The organism is Variovorax paradoxus NBRC 15149 (assembly GCF_001591365.1).
In the GTDB taxonomy this organism is placed as follows: domain Bacteria; phylum Pseudomonadota; class Gammaproteobacteria; order Burkholderiales; family Burkholderiaceae_C; genus Variovorax; species Variovorax paradoxus.
This window is the reverse complement of the sequence record NZ_BCUT01000001.1, coordinates 1,770,051-1,783,292: the sequence shown is the minus strand read 5'-3', so window position 1 is coordinate 1,783,292 and position 13,242 is coordinate 1,770,051. Positions and strand designations below refer to the sequence as shown.

14 protein-coding genes are annotated in these 13,242 nt (G+C 69.3%); 8 read left to right on the top strand and 6 right to left on the bottom strand.

Going from position 1 to position 13,242, the window contains the following annotated elements; genetic code table 11:
* Nucleotides 1-31: 31 nt before the first annotated feature.
* Both VPA02S_RS08435 and VPA02S_RS08430 read right to left on the bottom strand, forming a co-directional pair.
* On the bottom strand, nt 32-745 hold the full coding sequence (locus VPA02S_RS08435; RefSeq protein ID WP_062363198.1) for an RNA pseudouridine synthase: 714 nt from the start codon (nt 743-745) through the stop codon (nt 32-34).
* Entirely contained in the window at nt 742-2,415 is a 1,674-nt protein-coding gene (locus VPA02S_RS08430; RefSeq protein ID WP_062363194.1) for an MBL fold metallo-hydrolase, read from the bottom strand. The genes VPA02S_RS08435 and VPA02S_RS08430 overlap by 4 nt, the downstream gene beginning before the upstream one ends.
* Before the next feature lie 119 nt (nt 2,416-2,534).
* On the opposite strand from VPA02S_RS08430, the gene VPA02S_RS08425 reads away from it, so the two are divergent.
* Entirely contained in the window at nt 2,535-3,581 is a 1,047-nt protein-coding gene (locus VPA02S_RS08425) for a Bug family tripartite tricarboxylate transporter substrate binding protein (protein WP_062363191.1), read from the top strand.
* Nucleotides 3,582-3,602: 21 nt separating this feature from the next.
* Here the strand turns inward: VPA02S_RS08425 and VPA02S_RS08420 are convergent, their stop codons facing one another.
* Nucleotides 3,603-4,535, bottom strand: coding sequence for a DMT family transporter (locus tag VPA02S_RS08420; protein WP_062363189.1), 933 nt, complete (start codon nt 4,533-4,535; stop codon nt 3,603-3,605).
* A gap of 138 nt (nt 4,536-4,673) precedes the next feature.
* On the opposite strand from VPA02S_RS08420, the gene VPA02S_RS08415 reads away from it, so the two are divergent.
* From VPA02S_RS08415 to VPA02S_RS08395, 5 genes are all read left to right on the top strand, one after another.
* Nucleotides 4,674-5,876 (top strand): amidohydrolase family protein, encoded by a 1,203-nt coding sequence (locus VPA02S_RS08415; RefSeq protein WP_062363186.1) that lies wholly within the window; start codon nt 4,674-4,676, stop codon nt 5,874-5,876.
* A gap of 120 nt (nt 5,877-5,996) precedes the next feature.
* The gene (locus VPA02S_RS08410; protein WP_062363183.1) at nt 5,997-6,281 is read left to right on the top strand and encodes a hypothetical protein; all 285 of its coding nucleotides are present in this window, start codon (nt 5,997-5,999) and stop codon (nt 6,279-6,281) included.
* 54 nt (nt 6,282-6,335) lie between these two features.
* Nucleotides 6,336-7,079 carry a hypothetical protein gene (locus VPA02S_RS08405; RefSeq protein ID WP_062363180.1) on the top strand — a complete coding sequence of 248 codons (744 nt, stop codon included), beginning with the start codon at nt 6,336-6,338 and terminating at the stop codon, nt 7,077-7,079.
* A gap of 241 nt (nt 7,080-7,320) precedes the next feature.
* Entirely contained in the window at nt 7,321-7,551 is a 231-nt protein-coding gene (locus tag VPA02S_RS08400; protein WP_062363176.1) for a hypothetical protein, read from the top strand.
* Nucleotides 7,552-7,595: 44 nt separating this feature from the next.
* Entirely contained in the window at nt 7,596-9,962 is a 2,367-nt protein-coding gene (locus VPA02S_RS08395) for a phosphocholine-specific phospholipase C (protein ID WP_062363174.1), read from the top strand.
* A 22-nt stretch (nt 9,963-9,984) separates the two neighbouring features.
* Here the strand turns inward: VPA02S_RS08395 and VPA02S_RS08390 are convergent, their stop codons facing one another.
* Nucleotides 9,985-10,986: an alpha/beta hydrolase gene (locus VPA02S_RS08390; RefSeq protein WP_062363170.1), complete on the bottom strand. Its 1,002-nt coding sequence runs from the start codon at nt 10,984-10,986 to the stop codon at nt 9,985-9,987.
* A 38-nt stretch (nt 10,987-11,024) separates the two neighbouring features.
* A complete protein-coding gene (locus tag VPA02S_RS31685) occupies nt 11,025-11,180 on the bottom strand; it encodes a hypothetical protein (RefSeq protein ID WP_155736561.1) in 156 nt (51 codons plus the stop codon).
* 198 nt (nt 11,181-11,378) lie between these two features.
* On the opposite strand from VPA02S_RS31685, the gene VPA02S_RS08385 reads away from it, so the two are divergent.
* Both VPA02S_RS08385 and VPA02S_RS08380 read left to right on the top strand, forming a co-directional pair.
* Nucleotides 11,379-12,191, top strand: a complete 813-nt coding sequence (locus VPA02S_RS08385) for a TSUP family transporter (RefSeq protein WP_012746035.1) — start codon at nt 11,379-11,381, stop codon at nt 12,189-12,191.
* 63 nt (nt 12,192-12,254) lie between these two features.
* On the top strand, nt 12,255-12,614 hold the full coding sequence (locus tag VPA02S_RS08380; protein ID WP_062363167.1) for a hypothetical protein: 360 nt from the start codon (nt 12,255-12,257) through the stop codon (nt 12,612-12,614).
* A 325-nt stretch (nt 12,615-12,939) separates the two neighbouring features.
* Here the strand turns inward: VPA02S_RS08380 and VPA02S_RS32295 are convergent, their stop codons facing one another.
* The gene (locus VPA02S_RS32295; protein ID WP_259347629.1) at nt 12,940-13,068 is read right to left on the bottom strand and encodes a hypothetical protein; all 129 of its coding nucleotides are present in this window, start codon (nt 13,066-13,068) and stop codon (nt 12,940-12,942) included.
* Nucleotides 13,069-13,242 lie beyond the last annotated feature (174 nt).

The following is a 13,242-nucleotide window of genomic DNA, read 5'->3' as shown; positions in this document are numbered from 1 at the left end:
TTCGGGCCTCTTGCGTGCCTCTTCTTCGATGTCAAAAGCGTTCGTGCGGCGAAAGATAGCGCCACTGGCCGGGCTCCAGCCCCGCCAGCGGCACGCGGCCGATACGGATGCGCCGCATGGCCAGGATGCGCAGGCCGGCTTCGTCGCACAGGTGCGCGATCTGCCCGGGCCGCGCGCCCTTGAGCGCAAAGCGCAGGCCGGTCTGCTCGTCGGCCTGGCGGCCGATGCTCACGCGCGCGGGCGACCGCTCGAAGCGCACGAGCTGCTCGGGACTGAGCTTGCCGGCCACGTCGACCATCACCTCGTGTTCGAGCACGCCCGCGTCCTCCTGCAGCTTGCGCTCGATGCGCCATTCCTGCGTGTAGACCACGAGGCCGCTGGCGCCGGTTTCGAGCGGCGTCATGCAGCGCTGCGCCTTGGCGTGCGCGGGCAGGAAGCGCATGCCCGCGCGCTCGGGCTCGTGATGGTTGGCGGCCACCAGCAGCCGGTGCGCGGTGTCGGTGGCCATGCCGGCCGGCTTGTGCAGCAGCAGGGTGACGGGCACCACCGGCTCCGGCTTGGCGCCGGGCTCGATCTCGACTTTCTGGTGAGCGTGCACGCGCGACTGCGGCAGCAGCGCCGGCACGCCGTCGACACGCACCGCGCCGTTCTCGATCAGCAGCTCGGCCTCGCGCCGCGAGCAGCCTGCGAGCGCGGCCACGCGCTTGGCCAGGCGGATGCCTTCTTCTTCGGAAGCGCGGCTCATGGCGCGGAGGCCCGTTGCCGGATGCGCGCCACGTGCGCGGCCAGCGACCGGGCGGCTACCGGCCACATGCGCTCGGGCACGTCGTCGTAGGCCAGCGGCAGCCAGTCGTCCGGCGTGCCCTGGGGCAGCCTTTGCATGGCCGCGGCGATCTTGGCTTCGCGCTTCAGGCGGTGCGCCTTCAACTGCGCGATGGCGCTGCGTGCGCTGCCGATGACATGGCCGTGCGCGGGCAGGATGAAATCGATGCCGCCGGCCTCGCAGGCCGCATCGAGCTTGTCGAGCGAATCGAGGTACGCGTTCATGTCGCCGTCGGGCGGATCGACCACCGTGGTGCTGCCATTCAGGATGTGGTCGCCGGAGAACAGGAGTCCGTCTTCCTCGAGCACCAGGCACAGGTGGTTGGCGGCGTGGCCCGGCGTGTGGATGGCGCGCAGCGTGTGGCTGACGGGCTCGCCTTCGGCCGTGCTGCCGCTGAGCACCAGGCGCTCGCCGTCGCGCAGTTCGCGCTCCGCGGCAAAGCGCGCCGACGAACGCGCGGTGGGCGCCGAAGACAGCCCGAGGATCGGCGGCTTCTGCTTGCACAGCGCCTGCAGCGGCGCCGCGCCGGGCGAATGGTCGGCATGCGAATGGGTGCACACGATCATGCGGATGTTTCCTTCGGTGGCGCGCCACAGCCGGTCGATATGGGCCGCGTCGTTCGGGCCCGGGTCGATCACGAGGTAGCCCGTGGCCGCATCGCCCACGATGTAGCTGTTGGTGCCCGGGCCGGTCATGGCGCCGGGGTTGGGCGCGGTCAGGCGCTGCACGTTCCTGAGCAGCGGCACGGCGCGCTCGCTCTGCCAGTCGAGCGCATGCAGCAGCTGCCCGTCGGGACACACCAGCGCGAGCTCGCCGTACGGCGAATCGCTTTCCATGTAGCGCGCGTCCTGGCCGCGCAGCAGGCCCGCGCGCGGGCAGCTGGTCCACAGCGGCTGCTCGGCGCCGCCCTGGGGAGCGCAGGCCTGCAGCACCGCGTCCACGCTGGCATAGGCCGCGAGCCGCTGCAGCGTGCGCACGGTCGGAAAGATCATGAAGAAGCTGCCTGCCGCGTGGCGCGCCAGCGCATCGGCCGGCCGCACCCAGCAGGGCTCGAACTGCTCGCTCTCGTCGGCCGTGGGCACCTGGCCCTCGGGCATGCGCGCCACCAGAAAGGGCACGTCGAAGCGCTTGGGAAGGTCGCGGTCGGTGATCCAGTGCGCGAGGCTGAACACCTGGTCGCAGGCAAGCACCAGCCCGCGCGCGGCGCATTGCTCGGCAAAGGACACGGGCGACGCGGTGCTGCGGTCCATCGATGCGATGTCCTGCGCGCTCACGGGCCGGCCGTCGGCATGGCGCGCGAGCAGCACGCCAAGCTCCTCGAAGCCTTCGCGGATCGCCGCAATGGCCTGCGTCAGCTGCAGGCCGCTCTGGGTGGACCGCCGTGCGGCGATGCGCGCGGCGGCTTCATCGGCTGCATCGATCTGCCCGCCGGGGAACACATAGGCGCCTGGCGCGAAGCTTGCAGTGCCGGAGCGGCGCGTCATCAGCACTTCGATGCCGGCCTCTGAATCGCGCAGCAGCAGCACGGTGGCTGCCGCGCGCACGGGCGCGGGCTCGCGTGCGGGGTGGAGTTGTTGGGTGGGACGGACCATGCGGCGATTATGGAGAGATCGCTCGATGCGGTTGCGTGCCGCATAAGCTCATACCGGATCGGGCATGAACCGCGCGCCACAATCCCGGGCTGCACCGCCCGCATCGAGGAAAGACATTCATGATCCATTCTCCCTTCACTCGCCACCTCAGGTTCTCGTCGTCGTCGTTCTTCGCGCGGCGCCTGCGCCCGGCCTTGCTGCTGGCAGGCGCCGCCCTGGGTGCGGCCGCATCGTCCGCTGCCTTTGCGCAGGGCGACTGGCCGCAGCAGCCGGTCACGCTGATCATGGGTTTTCCGGCCGGCTCGGGCGTCGACGTGGTGGCCCGCGCCATCCAGGAGCCGCTCGCCCGGCAGCTTGGAAAGCCCGTGATCATCGACTACAAGTCGGGCGCGGCCGGCAACATCGCGAGCGAGTACGTGGCCCATGCCAAGCCCGACGGCTACACGCTTTCGTTCGGCACCGCTGCCACGCATGGCAGCAACGCCGCGCTCTACAAGAAGCTGCCGTTCGACGTGGAGGCCGACTTCGTGCCGGTGGCGCCGGTGCTCGACGTCTCGAACGTGCTCACCGTCAACCCGGAGGTGATCAACGCCAGGACCTTGAAGGAGTTCGTCGATCTCGTCAAGGCCAACCCCGGAAAGTACAACTATGCGTCTACAGGCAACGGCGCCGGCACGCACATGGCCTTTGCCGAGTTCAATTCGCGCCTCGGATTGAACATGGTGCACGTGCCGTACAAGGGCGGGCCCGAGGCCATCACCTCCGTGGTGCGCGGCGAGACCTGCTGCATCATGAACCAGGTGCAGACGGTACTGCCGCACTACAAGGCCGGCAAGGTGCGCCTCCTGGGCGTGACCACCGCCGCGCCGGTGGCCGCGGTCAAGGAGGTGCCGACCATCGCCTCCAGCGGCCTTCCGGGCACCAAGGGCTTCGACAGCTCGATCTGGTTCGGCATCTTCGCGCCCAAGGGAACCGACGCGCAGATCGTCGACAAGCTCAACGCCGCCGTGAAGGCGGTGCTCGAGCAGCCCGAGATCCGCGAGCGCTTCGAAAGCCAGGGCAACACCGTGCGCATCGAATCGCCCGCGCAGTTCAGGAAGACGGTGCACGACAACCGCGTGAAGTGGGCCGAGGTGGCCAGGGCTGCGAACATCAGCATCGATTGAGGGGGCGCCGCGGCTGCCGACTCAAGGGCCCCCGCGCGCGGGCACCGTCATCGCGACCACGCCCGCCACGATGCACGCGAGCCCGGCCCACGCGGTGAGCGAGAGCGCTTCGCCGAGGAACACCACGCCGATCATCACGCCGATGGGCACGCGCAGGTAGGCCTGCGCTGCGGTCGACATCGGCCCGAGCGTCTTGATGAGCCGGAAGTAGATCGTGAAGGCGAGGGCCGTGGAGAGCACCGCGAGCGCCAGCACCGCCAGCACCGAGCCGGCTGAAGGCGCGAGCGTCCACGGCCGGTCGATCGCGAGGCTCGCGGGCAGCAGCATCGCCGCGCCGCAGAGCAGCGAGCCCGCGGCGGGCACCATCGGATCGAGTCCCTTGAACACGCGGCCGAACATGGCCGCGCAGCCGTAGCAGACGGCTGCCGCCACCAGTCCCAGTTGGGCGAGCAGTGAATGCCCGAGCCCGTGCAGCGCCTCGACGCCGACGATCAGGCAGATGCCCGCGAGGCCCGCCGCCACGCCGAAGAGCCGGCGCAGCGTCGGCTTCTCCGCACCGCCCATGCCCATGCCCAGGCCCAGGCCCAGCAGGAAGATGAAGATCGGCGAGGTCGAGTTGAGGATGGTGGCAAGCCCGGCATCCACGCTGCGCTCGGCCCACGCGATGAGCGTGAACGGCAGCACGCTGTTCAAGCAGGCCTGCAGCGCGAAGCGGCGCCACATTGCGGGCTCCCGCGGCAGCCGCACGCCGCGCAGGCGCAGCAGCGCGAGCAGCAGCAGGCCGGCGATCAGCGTGCGCGCCGCGATCAGCGTCACGGGCGGCAGCGTCTGCACGCCGATCTTGATGAAGGCGTAGGAGGCGCCCCAGCAGGTGGCGAGCACCGCGAGCAGCATCCATTCGAAGGCGATGCGGGGCGCGGGCTTGGCGGCGGCGGCGAGCGGGGTCGTTGGCATGGTGCGCCGATCATCGAGAGTTCGCGGGACGGACACTTCGGCCTGCAACGAAACGTGCGCGTGGTGACCGCGGGCCCGAATCTGGGTACGCTGCGCACGGCCCTGATCCCCACGCATTCAACGACCGACCGACCTTCCATGCCTTCGCTCCTGATCCGCAACGTGCGCCCCATGGGCGCTTCCCCCGTCGATGTGCTGGTGCGCGATGGCCGAATCGCGAAAGCCGGCGCCGCGCTGTCCGCGCCCACCGATGCAACGGTCGAGGAGGGCGGCGGCGCCTTGCTGCTGCCGGGCCTGGTCGAAGGCCACACCCACCTCGACAAGACGCTGTGGGGCATGGACTGGTACCGCAACGAGGTCGGCACCAAGCTCATCGACAAGATCGAGAACGAGCGCGCCTTCCGGCATGCGAGCGGGCATGACGCGGCCGCGCAGTCGCTGGTGCTGGCCAAGGCCTTTCTCGCGCGCGGCACCACGCGGCTGCGCACGCATGTCGATGTGGACACGCAAGCAGGTCTGCGCCATCTCGAAGGCACGCTGCGCACGCGGCAGACGCTGCGCGACTTGCTGCAGATCCAGGTCGTCGCGTTTCCGCAGTCGGGCCTGCTGGGCCGGCCGGGCACGGCCGAACTGCTGGGCCAAGCGCTTGCGCAGGGCGCCGATGTGCTGGGCGGCCTCGACCCCTGCGCGATCGACGGCGACCCGGTGCGCTCGCTCGATGTGCTCTTCGGCATTGCCGACAGGCACCAGCGCCCGCTCGACATCCATCTGCACGAGCCCGGCGCCATGGGTGCGTTCTCGCTCGACTTGATCCTGCAACGCACCGAGGCGCTGGGCATGCAGGGCAAGGTCGCGGTGAGCCACGGTTTCTGCCTGGGCGACCTGGCCGAGCGCGAGCGCGACGCATTGCTCGCGCGCATGGCCAGGCTCGGCGTGGTGCTGGTCACCAGTGCGCCGCCATCGCGCAGCGTGCCGCCGCTCATGGCCTGCCGCAAGGCCGGCGTGACGGTGCTCGGCGGCAACGACGGCATCCGCGACACCTGGTCGCCCTACGGCAACCCCGACATGCTGGAGCGCGCGATGCTGATCGGCATGCGCTACAACCTGCGCCGCGACGACGAACTCGACGTGGCGCTCGACACCGTCACCCACGCCGGCGCGCGCGGCTGCGGCTTCGAGGCCTATGGCCTGGACGCCGGTTGCCGCGCCGACCTGGTGCTGGTCGATGCGCAGACGGTGGCCGAGGCCGTGGTCGCACGGCCGGTGCGCAGGCTGGTGGTGGCGGGCGGCTGTGTCGTGGCGCGCAACGGCGTGCTGCAGGCCGAGGTGGCGTCCTTGTAGCCGCGCCGCCGTGTGTGTGCGCCCTCGGCCTACGCGAAAGTCCGCTGCCGGCTGTAGGGCGCCGGGCCGGCGCCGGGAGAGTCTTCGCGGCCAACCCCATCCTCGAACGAAAGGCTTTCCATGCGCGCCAACGACAAATTGCTGTCTGGACCCGTTGCCGATCAACTGACGCCGCTGGAAATTTCCCAGGCCGTGCTCCAGGGCGAAGAAAACCCGAACACCGCGCGGCCGCTCACGCCGCTCGAGCAGGCCGCCACGGGCATAGCAACGGGCAGCGGACAACGCTCGCCGCTGGCCCGCATGCTGCGCAGCCCCGCGGTGGCCTGGGGGGCCGCGGCCATGGCGGGCCTGGGCCTGCTCGCCGCGCTGGCCCATGCGAAGCGGGAGCCCACGCTCAGGCCCTGATGCCGCCGGCGGCGACCGCGGGCAGGCGGCACCCGCCTCACTACACTGCTGCGGATGAGCCTTTCCCCTCCACCGCATCGCGTGCGAGAAGACCGCCTCGTTTCCTACTTCCTGAGCGGCGATGCCATGCGCAGCCGCAGCGTGAGCGATGTGGTGCTGTCGGGCAGGGTCGATGTGCCCGTGCCTCCCGCGCGCCTGGTCGCGGATTGGGAGCGCGAGGTGTCCTCGCGCCTGGCGCTCGAACCCGGCGACGTCGAGCCCTTGCCGCTGGCGCGCGCGCGTGCGCGCTGGCCGGACTACCGGCGCTGCGTGCAGTCCATGTCGGACTGGACGCGCACCATCGGTTGGCCCGAAGCGCTGCTTGCCTCCAGCGAAGTCGCCCTCATGGCCTGCCGCGGCGCCCGCTACCACCATGACGGCGCGCAGTACGGCGGCGCGGCCTTCTGCAATCTGTTCCTCAGCGAAGACAGGCAGCTGGATGCGCACTTTCCGTTGACGGGCCACCGGATTCCGCTCGCCCGCGGCACGGTCCTGGTGTTCGACACCGGGCAGCCGCACGCCGTTGTCGAGCGCGGCAGAAGCGGCTTCGACGCGGCACGCTTCGCGCCCGGGCGCGACTGCACCCAGGTGTTCCTGAGCTGGGAGCTTCCGATCGAGGACGCGCATGTCGGGCGCGCGCTTCGCATTGCCTTCGACGTCGATGCGCCGACCGCCTCGCAGCTCGATGAAGAGCAGGTCCGCGTCAACGGCGAGCCGGCGAGCCTCTGCCCCGAGTCCGGCCGCTGGCGCCGCGGCTGAGCATCGCGCGAGCGCGGGCCCGGCTGCAGTTTTTCGTAGTCCTTCGCACGGGCTGTAGAACGTTTGGATTCGGCGGGTTTTCCTTGTAGACGATGCAGGCGCCGAGCGCAGAGACTGCGCCCGCGCGTACGAAAAGAAGCTTGGCAGGCACGCCGTCATCGCCGCTACATCGCGATGTCACAGCTCTTTCTTACGCTGGAGGCCATCCCACCGCCTCGAGAAAAAAGGAGTGTCCTCATCCATGCATCCACGATTCATCCTGCGCGCGCCGCTCGCACTGTCGGTACTGGCCTTTGCATTGACCGCCTGCGGCGGCGGTGATGGCGGAGGCGGCAGCGGTGGCTTCAGCGGCGGCGCCGCCGCTTCGGGCAAGGCGCTCGCCTCCGACCAGCCCAATGCAGGCACGGCCGGCAAGACCGATGCCGCCTCGTCCGGCGCGGGCAGCGAGCCCAGCGTGAGCTACGCGCCCTGACGCCACCCGCGTCCCGGCATTCCGACGACCAAGAACAAACCCCCATGACCACACGCCGCAAGTTCCTCCAGACCGCCACCGGCTCCGGCATTGCCGCTGCCACGCTGGCCACCTTTCCGCCCAGCATCCGCCGCGCGCTGGCCATTCCCGCGCACCACGAGACCGGCACCATCAAGGACGTCAAGCACGTCGTGCTGCTGATGCAGGAGAACCGTTCCTTCGACAGCTATTTCGGCACCTTCAAGGGCGTGCGCGGCTACGGCGACCGCTTTGCCGTGCCCGCGCCCAACGGCAAGACCATCTTCCACCAGACCTACACCAAGACCACGCCGCCCAGCACCTACACGCCCTACCGGCTCGACGAGAGCAAGGGCAACGCGCAGCGCGCGGGCAGCACGCCGCACGGCTGGTCCGACTCGCAGGCCGCATGGGACCACGGCCGCATGTTCAAGTGGCCCGACGTCAAGAACCTGCTGTCGATGGGCTACTACGACACCGCCGAGGTGCCGTTCCAGCGCGCGCTGGCCGAGGCCTTCACGCTGTGCGACCACTACCACTGCGGCATGCACACCGGCACCATCGCGAACCGCCTGTTCTACTGGAGCGGCACCAATGGCCCCAACGGCATCAGCCCCGCCGACGGTAGCCAGGTGCAGCTCGCGGTGCTCAACAACCAGTTCAACGCCGGCAACGACATCGGCGCTTCCACCGAAGGCTGGACCTGGACCACCTATGCCGACCGGCTCGAGAAGGCCGGCGTCAAGTGGAAGGTCTACCAGAGCCTGATCGACAACTTCGGCTGCAACGAGATGATGAGCTTTCGCCACTGGCGCACCGCCGTCGAGCAGATGCCGGCGGCGCGCCGGCCCGTGTACGTTCCCGCGACCGACATCACGCAGCCGGTGACCGCCGCCGGCCCGTTCTACGACCCGGCCATCGACGATGCGCTCAGCCCGCTGGCCAAGGGCTTCGGCAACACCATGCCGCAGGGCTTTCTCGAAACCTTCCGCGAGGACATCCGCAACGGCACCCTGCCCGCGGTGTCGTGGATCATCTCGCCGTCGGCCTACAGCGAGCATCCCGGCCCGTCGAGCCCGGCCAAGGGCGGCTGGTACGTGCAGGAAGTGCTGGACGCGCTGACCTCCAATCCCGAGGTCTGGAGCAAGACCGTGCTGCTCATCAACTTCGACGAGAACGACGGCTTCTTCGACCACCTGCCGTCGCCCGCGGTGCCGTCGCGCAACCCCGACGGCTCGCTGGCCGGCGCCACCACGCTGGCCGAGGCCGACACGGCCGTCGAGTACCACAACTACACGCCGGCCACGCCCAAGCAGCCCGCCATGGACGGCCGCCCCTACGGCCCCGGCCCGCGCGTGCCGATGTGGGTGGTCTCGCCCTGGAGCCGCGGCGGCTGGGTCAACTCGCAGGTCTGCGACCACACCTCCACGCTGATGTTCCTGGAGAAGTGCTTCGGCGTGGCCGAGCCGCAGATCAGCAAGTACCGCCGTGCCGTCTGCAGCGACCTCACGAGTGCCTTCAACTTCGAGCGCCCCAACGACGAGCCGCTGCCCGTGCTGCCCGGCCGCAAGACCAAGGCCGAGGCCGATGCGCTGACCGCCGCGCAAGAGGCGCTGCCCAAGATCGTGCCGGCGGCCGATGCCGAGCTGCCGGTGCAGGCCACCGGCGTGCGCCCCTCGCGCGCGCTGCCCTACGAACTGCACACCAGCGCGCGCAGCGATGCGCTCAACGGCCGCGTCCAGCTGCTGTTCGCCAACAGCGGCCGCGCCGCCGCCGTGTTCCACGTCTACGACAAGCTGCACCTGTCCGACCGCCTGCCGCGCCGCTACGTGGTCGAGCCCGGCAAGCAGCTCGACGGCCACTGGAACGCCATGGCCGACGACGCCGGCCTGTACGACCTGTGGGTGCTCGGCCCCAACGGCTTTCATCGCCAGTTCAAGGGCGACCTGAACCGGCTGCGCGCCGGCAGCGCGCCCGCGCCCGAGATCCGCGTGGGCTACGACGCGCGCCGCGGCGACCTCTACCTGCAGTTGCGCAACGACGGCCGGCGCGATTGCCGCTTCACCGTGCAGCCCAACAAGGCCTACCCGCGCCCCGACGCCTACCAGGCCGGCGGCAGGGACCGCAACGGCAACAACGGCCATGGCAGCGATGGGCACGGCAATGCCGACAACGGCACCTACGGCCACAACCCCGACGGCTCGTGGAGCATCCGCGTCAAGGGCGGCGGCGAGACCGGCATGCGCTGGAGCCTGGACGCGAGCGGCCAGTGGTACGACTTCGTCGTGACCTGCGATGCCGATCCTTCCTTCTACCGGCGCCTGGCCGGCCGCATCGAGACCGGCCGGCATTCGGTGAGCGATCCGGCCATGGGGCTGCAGGACCGCTTCTGAGCTGGCAAGGGGCTGCTTGCCGCTAGGGCAGCAGCCTGGCGATCGCATCGGCGAACGACGGGATGTCGGTCTGGGTGTGCGTTGTCGAGTAAGTGGTCTCGGTGATCGACAGGCCCGGGTAGCCGCGCGCCTCGAGCCGCGCATGCATTCGGCCCACCGGTTCGAAGTTGCACTCGTCCCGGTTGTCGCAGCGCGTGAGAACCAGCGTTGCGGGCAGCGGCCGGTCGCCCAGCGCATCGTGCATTCGCTGCTCGAGGTCTTCGTCCTCGGCCGCCTGGAAGTCGAACGCGGCCTCGAACGCCAGGAAGTCCGAGAACACCAGGCTGCCCGCCGCGCCTTCGAGGAACAGCGCAATGCCGGCCATGCTCCCGCTCAGCGAAAGCCCGGTCAGCATGCGCTGCTTTGGATCGGCGCGGTACTTCGCTTCGATGAACGGCACCAGTTCGAGCACGAGGAAGTCGTGGTAGGCCACGGCGCCGGGCATCGTGTAGTCCTGCTCGCGGCGCGCCGAGCCGCCGATGCCGACCAGGATCGCTTCGGTACGGCGCTGCTCGAGGATGTTCCTGAGGTCCGAAAACCGCGTGTCGGGCGGATTGAAGACCCCGTCGGCGTCCATTGCATAGATGACCGGATAGGCCCTCGAACCGCCGTCGTAGGAGGCCGGCAGGTAGATCTCTAGCGCGTAGCTTGCGCCTGTCTTGGCCGAGGTGATGGTGTCGGAAACGACGCGGCTGGCGGCGGGCGGCGCTTCGGCGGGCGTCGCGTTGGGCTCGGGCACCGGTGTTGGTGCTGGTGCTGGTGCTGGCGCGGGCTCGGGCTCGGGCTCCGGTGGCGCGGCCGGCGCATCGGTGGCAGGCGGCGTGGCCGGCGGATCGGCCGGCGGCGTGGCAGTGGCCACCGGCGCGACCGGCACGAAGGCGCCGCCACCGCCGCCTCCACCCCCTCCGCCGCAACTCCACATTCCGAGCGCGAGCGCCCAGCTTCCGACCCATACGACCGCACGCATCCTTTGCCCAAGCTGCATCGGAGTTTTCCTTGAAGCTGGTGGCCTGAAGAGACGCATCAGGGCGTGGCGCCAAGAAAAAAGCGCGCCGGCCCGATGCGGACTTTTTCAGGATGCCACGGGAAGCCGTGGGTGCGGCGCTCTTCGGGGTAGATGGAAAACGAAAAAGTCGTATCTGTCCCAATACTGAAGAGACAGAAGAAAGAAGCGTCCATTCCCAGTGGGCGAGACTTCGAGCTTGGACGCAGGAGCGCGGCACAAGATACTGGGCCTCCGCCCGGCATTCGATCGCAATGGCCCCGGGCTTCTGAGTCAACAGGGAGCCGATCGATGAGAGTCCAGCGCGAGCCGCGTGGAGAAGAAAGCGCGCGGCCGATCCAGGCGATGGAGTCCGCCCATCCGGTCCCTGCCTCATGGACATGATCGGCTTCCTGGCAGGCGACCATTCGCTTTCCATCCTGTGCATCCTTGCCGGGGTCGCATTCATTGCGGGGGCCTTCGACGCCATCGCAGGTGGCGGCGGATTGGTGACCGTGCCCGCGCTGGTGATCGCGGGGCTCGACCCGGTCTCGGCCATCGCAACGAGCAAGCTGCAAGCGACCCTTGGGGCGGTCTCCGCGACAACGAGCTTCGGGCGCGCAGGCCTGATCGAGTGGCGGCGGATCTGGCCCGCGGCCCTCCTGGCTTGCGTGGGTTCGGTCCTTGGCGCGCTGGCGGTCAGTTCGGTTCCGCAGCAGGTGGTGAAGACCGGTTTGCCCTTTCTCCTGATTGCCATGGCGCTGTATTTCGCCCTGTCGCCCAAGATGACCGACGAGGACGCCGGGCAGAGAATTTCGATGGCTGCCTTCTGTGCCACCGCCGCGGTCGTGATTGGGTTCTACGACGGGGCCTTCGGTCCGGGCACCGGCTCCTTCTTCATGATCGCGTTCGTCCTGCTGCTGGGCTGGGGCGTGGTACGCGCCACCGCGCACACCAAGCTGCTCAACCTCGCGTCGATCCTGGGGTCGCTTTCCATCTACCTCTTTCACGGGCTTGTGCACTGGCGCATCGGCGTGGTGATGGGCCTGGGAGCATTCATCGGTGCGCTGGTGGGGTCCAGGTTGGCAATCCGTGCCGGCGCCAGGCTCATTCGGCCGCTGCTCATGGTGGTTTGCTGCGCCATTGCCTTCAAGCTGATGCTGGCTCCGGCGCACCCCGTCCATCAGTGGCTTGCGGGCAGGATGTGAGAGCCCCCACTGCGCTCGCATGCACGTGGTTGCCGGCCTAGGGGGCACTTACACTCCGGCCATATGAGAAGCGCAAGGGACGTTCAATGCGGCCTGCAGCCCGTGGTGGAGCTGCGGAAAGAGGCTGCGTCGTACGCCTATTCCGTTCGCGCGCCGCGTTCGAAGGGCGTGATCCCGCCCAGCTCCTACAGCAACGGCGGCTTCTCGACGCTCGCCGACTGCCTGCTCGACGTGGCGCGCGCACTCGGCGGCGACTTCAAGCGCATCTACGTGCGCCTCGACGGCTACTGCGTTGGAGAGCGCGACATCGTTGAACTGCGCCGCGGGCCGCAAGAGGTTGCGGCCGCATTGAGGGCCGCCTGCGACGCGGTTGCGAGCGCCGCCGAAGCGGGTGCCGCTGCATCAGAGGCCAACGACCCCTGAACTCGCGGCGATGGCTTGATGGTGAGCCTGTCAGCTGCCATTGCGACGAACCCTGATGCGGTAGGCTGGGGCGCGAGCGACGCGCGTCATCTTGGGGTGCCGCTCGGGCGAGCCGCTGCGTTCTCCCCGGATTCCTTCCACGCCGCCCAGCACTGCTGGCCGCAGCATGGCCACCAACCGAGCGGGCCGCATTCCGCGGCCTCTCCGCAGCCGGTTCGGCACCAGACGGTGAGCCGCCGCGACGCGGATGCGCCGGCTTGATCCGGCCTTCGTCCCAACTGCCTCACCGCCAACGCGAATGGTGTTCCGTCGACTGGCTGGTCCATCACTTGTCGTCCTTGGGATCGCCCGTCTGCTGCCAGTACGTGCCGCCGAAGGAACTGCGCTTGATGATGGGCAGGATCACGCGCCTTCTCATGGACGCGGGCGAACTGGCGCGATCGAACATTGACATGAAAGCTCCCTGGCCGCCCTCAGAAGCTGGGGGGCCGTTTTGTCGGGAGATTATGTAAGCCGCTGTTGCAGGCCAGGAAGCAGCCCAAAGTAGTCATCGCAAACGCATCCGCCCAAAGCGTGAACGAATGCACGGCGCCGTGTGGCGCGAGTCGCGTATCGGCACTCGGTGGAC

Bases quoted from the DNA above. Each gene is read 5' to 3' on its own strand.
- VPA02S_RS08410 (WP_062363183.1), top strand. From the start codon at position 5,997: ATGCGCGCCAACGACAAATTGCTGTCTGGACCCGTTGCCGATCAACTG.
- VPA02S_RS32295 (WP_259347629.1), bottom strand. From the start codon at position 13,068: ATGTCAATGTTCGATCGCGCCAGTTCGCCCGCGTCCATGAGAAGGCGC.
- VPA02S_RS08380 (WP_062363167.1), top strand. From the start codon at position 12,255: ATGAGAAGCGCAAGGGACGTTCAATGCGGCCTGCAGCCCGTGGTGGAG.
- VPA02S_RS08435 (WP_062363198.1), bottom strand. From the start codon at position 745: ATGAGCCGCGCTTCCGAAGAAGAAGGCATCCGCCTGGCCAAGCGCGTG.
- VPA02S_RS08420 (WP_062363189.1), bottom strand. From the start codon at position 4,535: ATGCCAACGACCCCGCTCGCCGCCGCCGCCAAGCCCGCGCCCCGCATC.
- VPA02S_RS08430 (WP_062363194.1), bottom strand. From the start codon at position 2,415: ATGGTCCGTCCCACCCAACAACTCCACCCCGCACGCGAGCCCGCGCCC.
- VPA02S_RS08385 (WP_012746035.1), top strand. From the start codon at position 11,379: ATGGACATGATCGGCTTCCTGGCAGGCGACCATTCGCTTTCCATCCTG.
- VPA02S_RS08425 (WP_062363191.1), top strand. From the start codon at position 2,535: ATGATCCATTCTCCCTTCACTCGCCACCTCAGGTTCTCGTCGTCGTCG.
- VPA02S_RS08390 (WP_062363170.1), bottom strand. From the start codon at position 10,986: ATGCAGCTTGGGCAAAGGATGCGTGCGGTCGTATGGGTCGGAAGCTGG.
- VPA02S_RS08415 (WP_062363186.1), top strand. From the start codon at position 4,674: ATGCCTTCGCTCCTGATCCGCAACGTGCGCCCCATGGGCGCTTCCCCC.
- VPA02S_RS08405 (WP_062363180.1), top strand. From the start codon at position 6,336: ATGAGCCTTTCCCCTCCACCGCATCGCGTGCGAGAAGACCGCCTCGTT.
- VPA02S_RS31685 (WP_155736561.1), bottom strand. From the start codon at position 11,180: ATGGACGCTTCTTTCTTCTGTCTCTTCAGTATTGGGACAGATACGACT.
- VPA02S_RS08395 (WP_062363174.1), top strand. From the start codon at position 7,596: ATGACCACACGCCGCAAGTTCCTCCAGACCGCCACCGGCTCCGGCATT.
- VPA02S_RS08400 (WP_062363176.1), top strand. From the start codon at position 7,321: ATGCATCCACGATTCATCCTGCGCGCGCCGCTCGCACTGTCGGTACTG.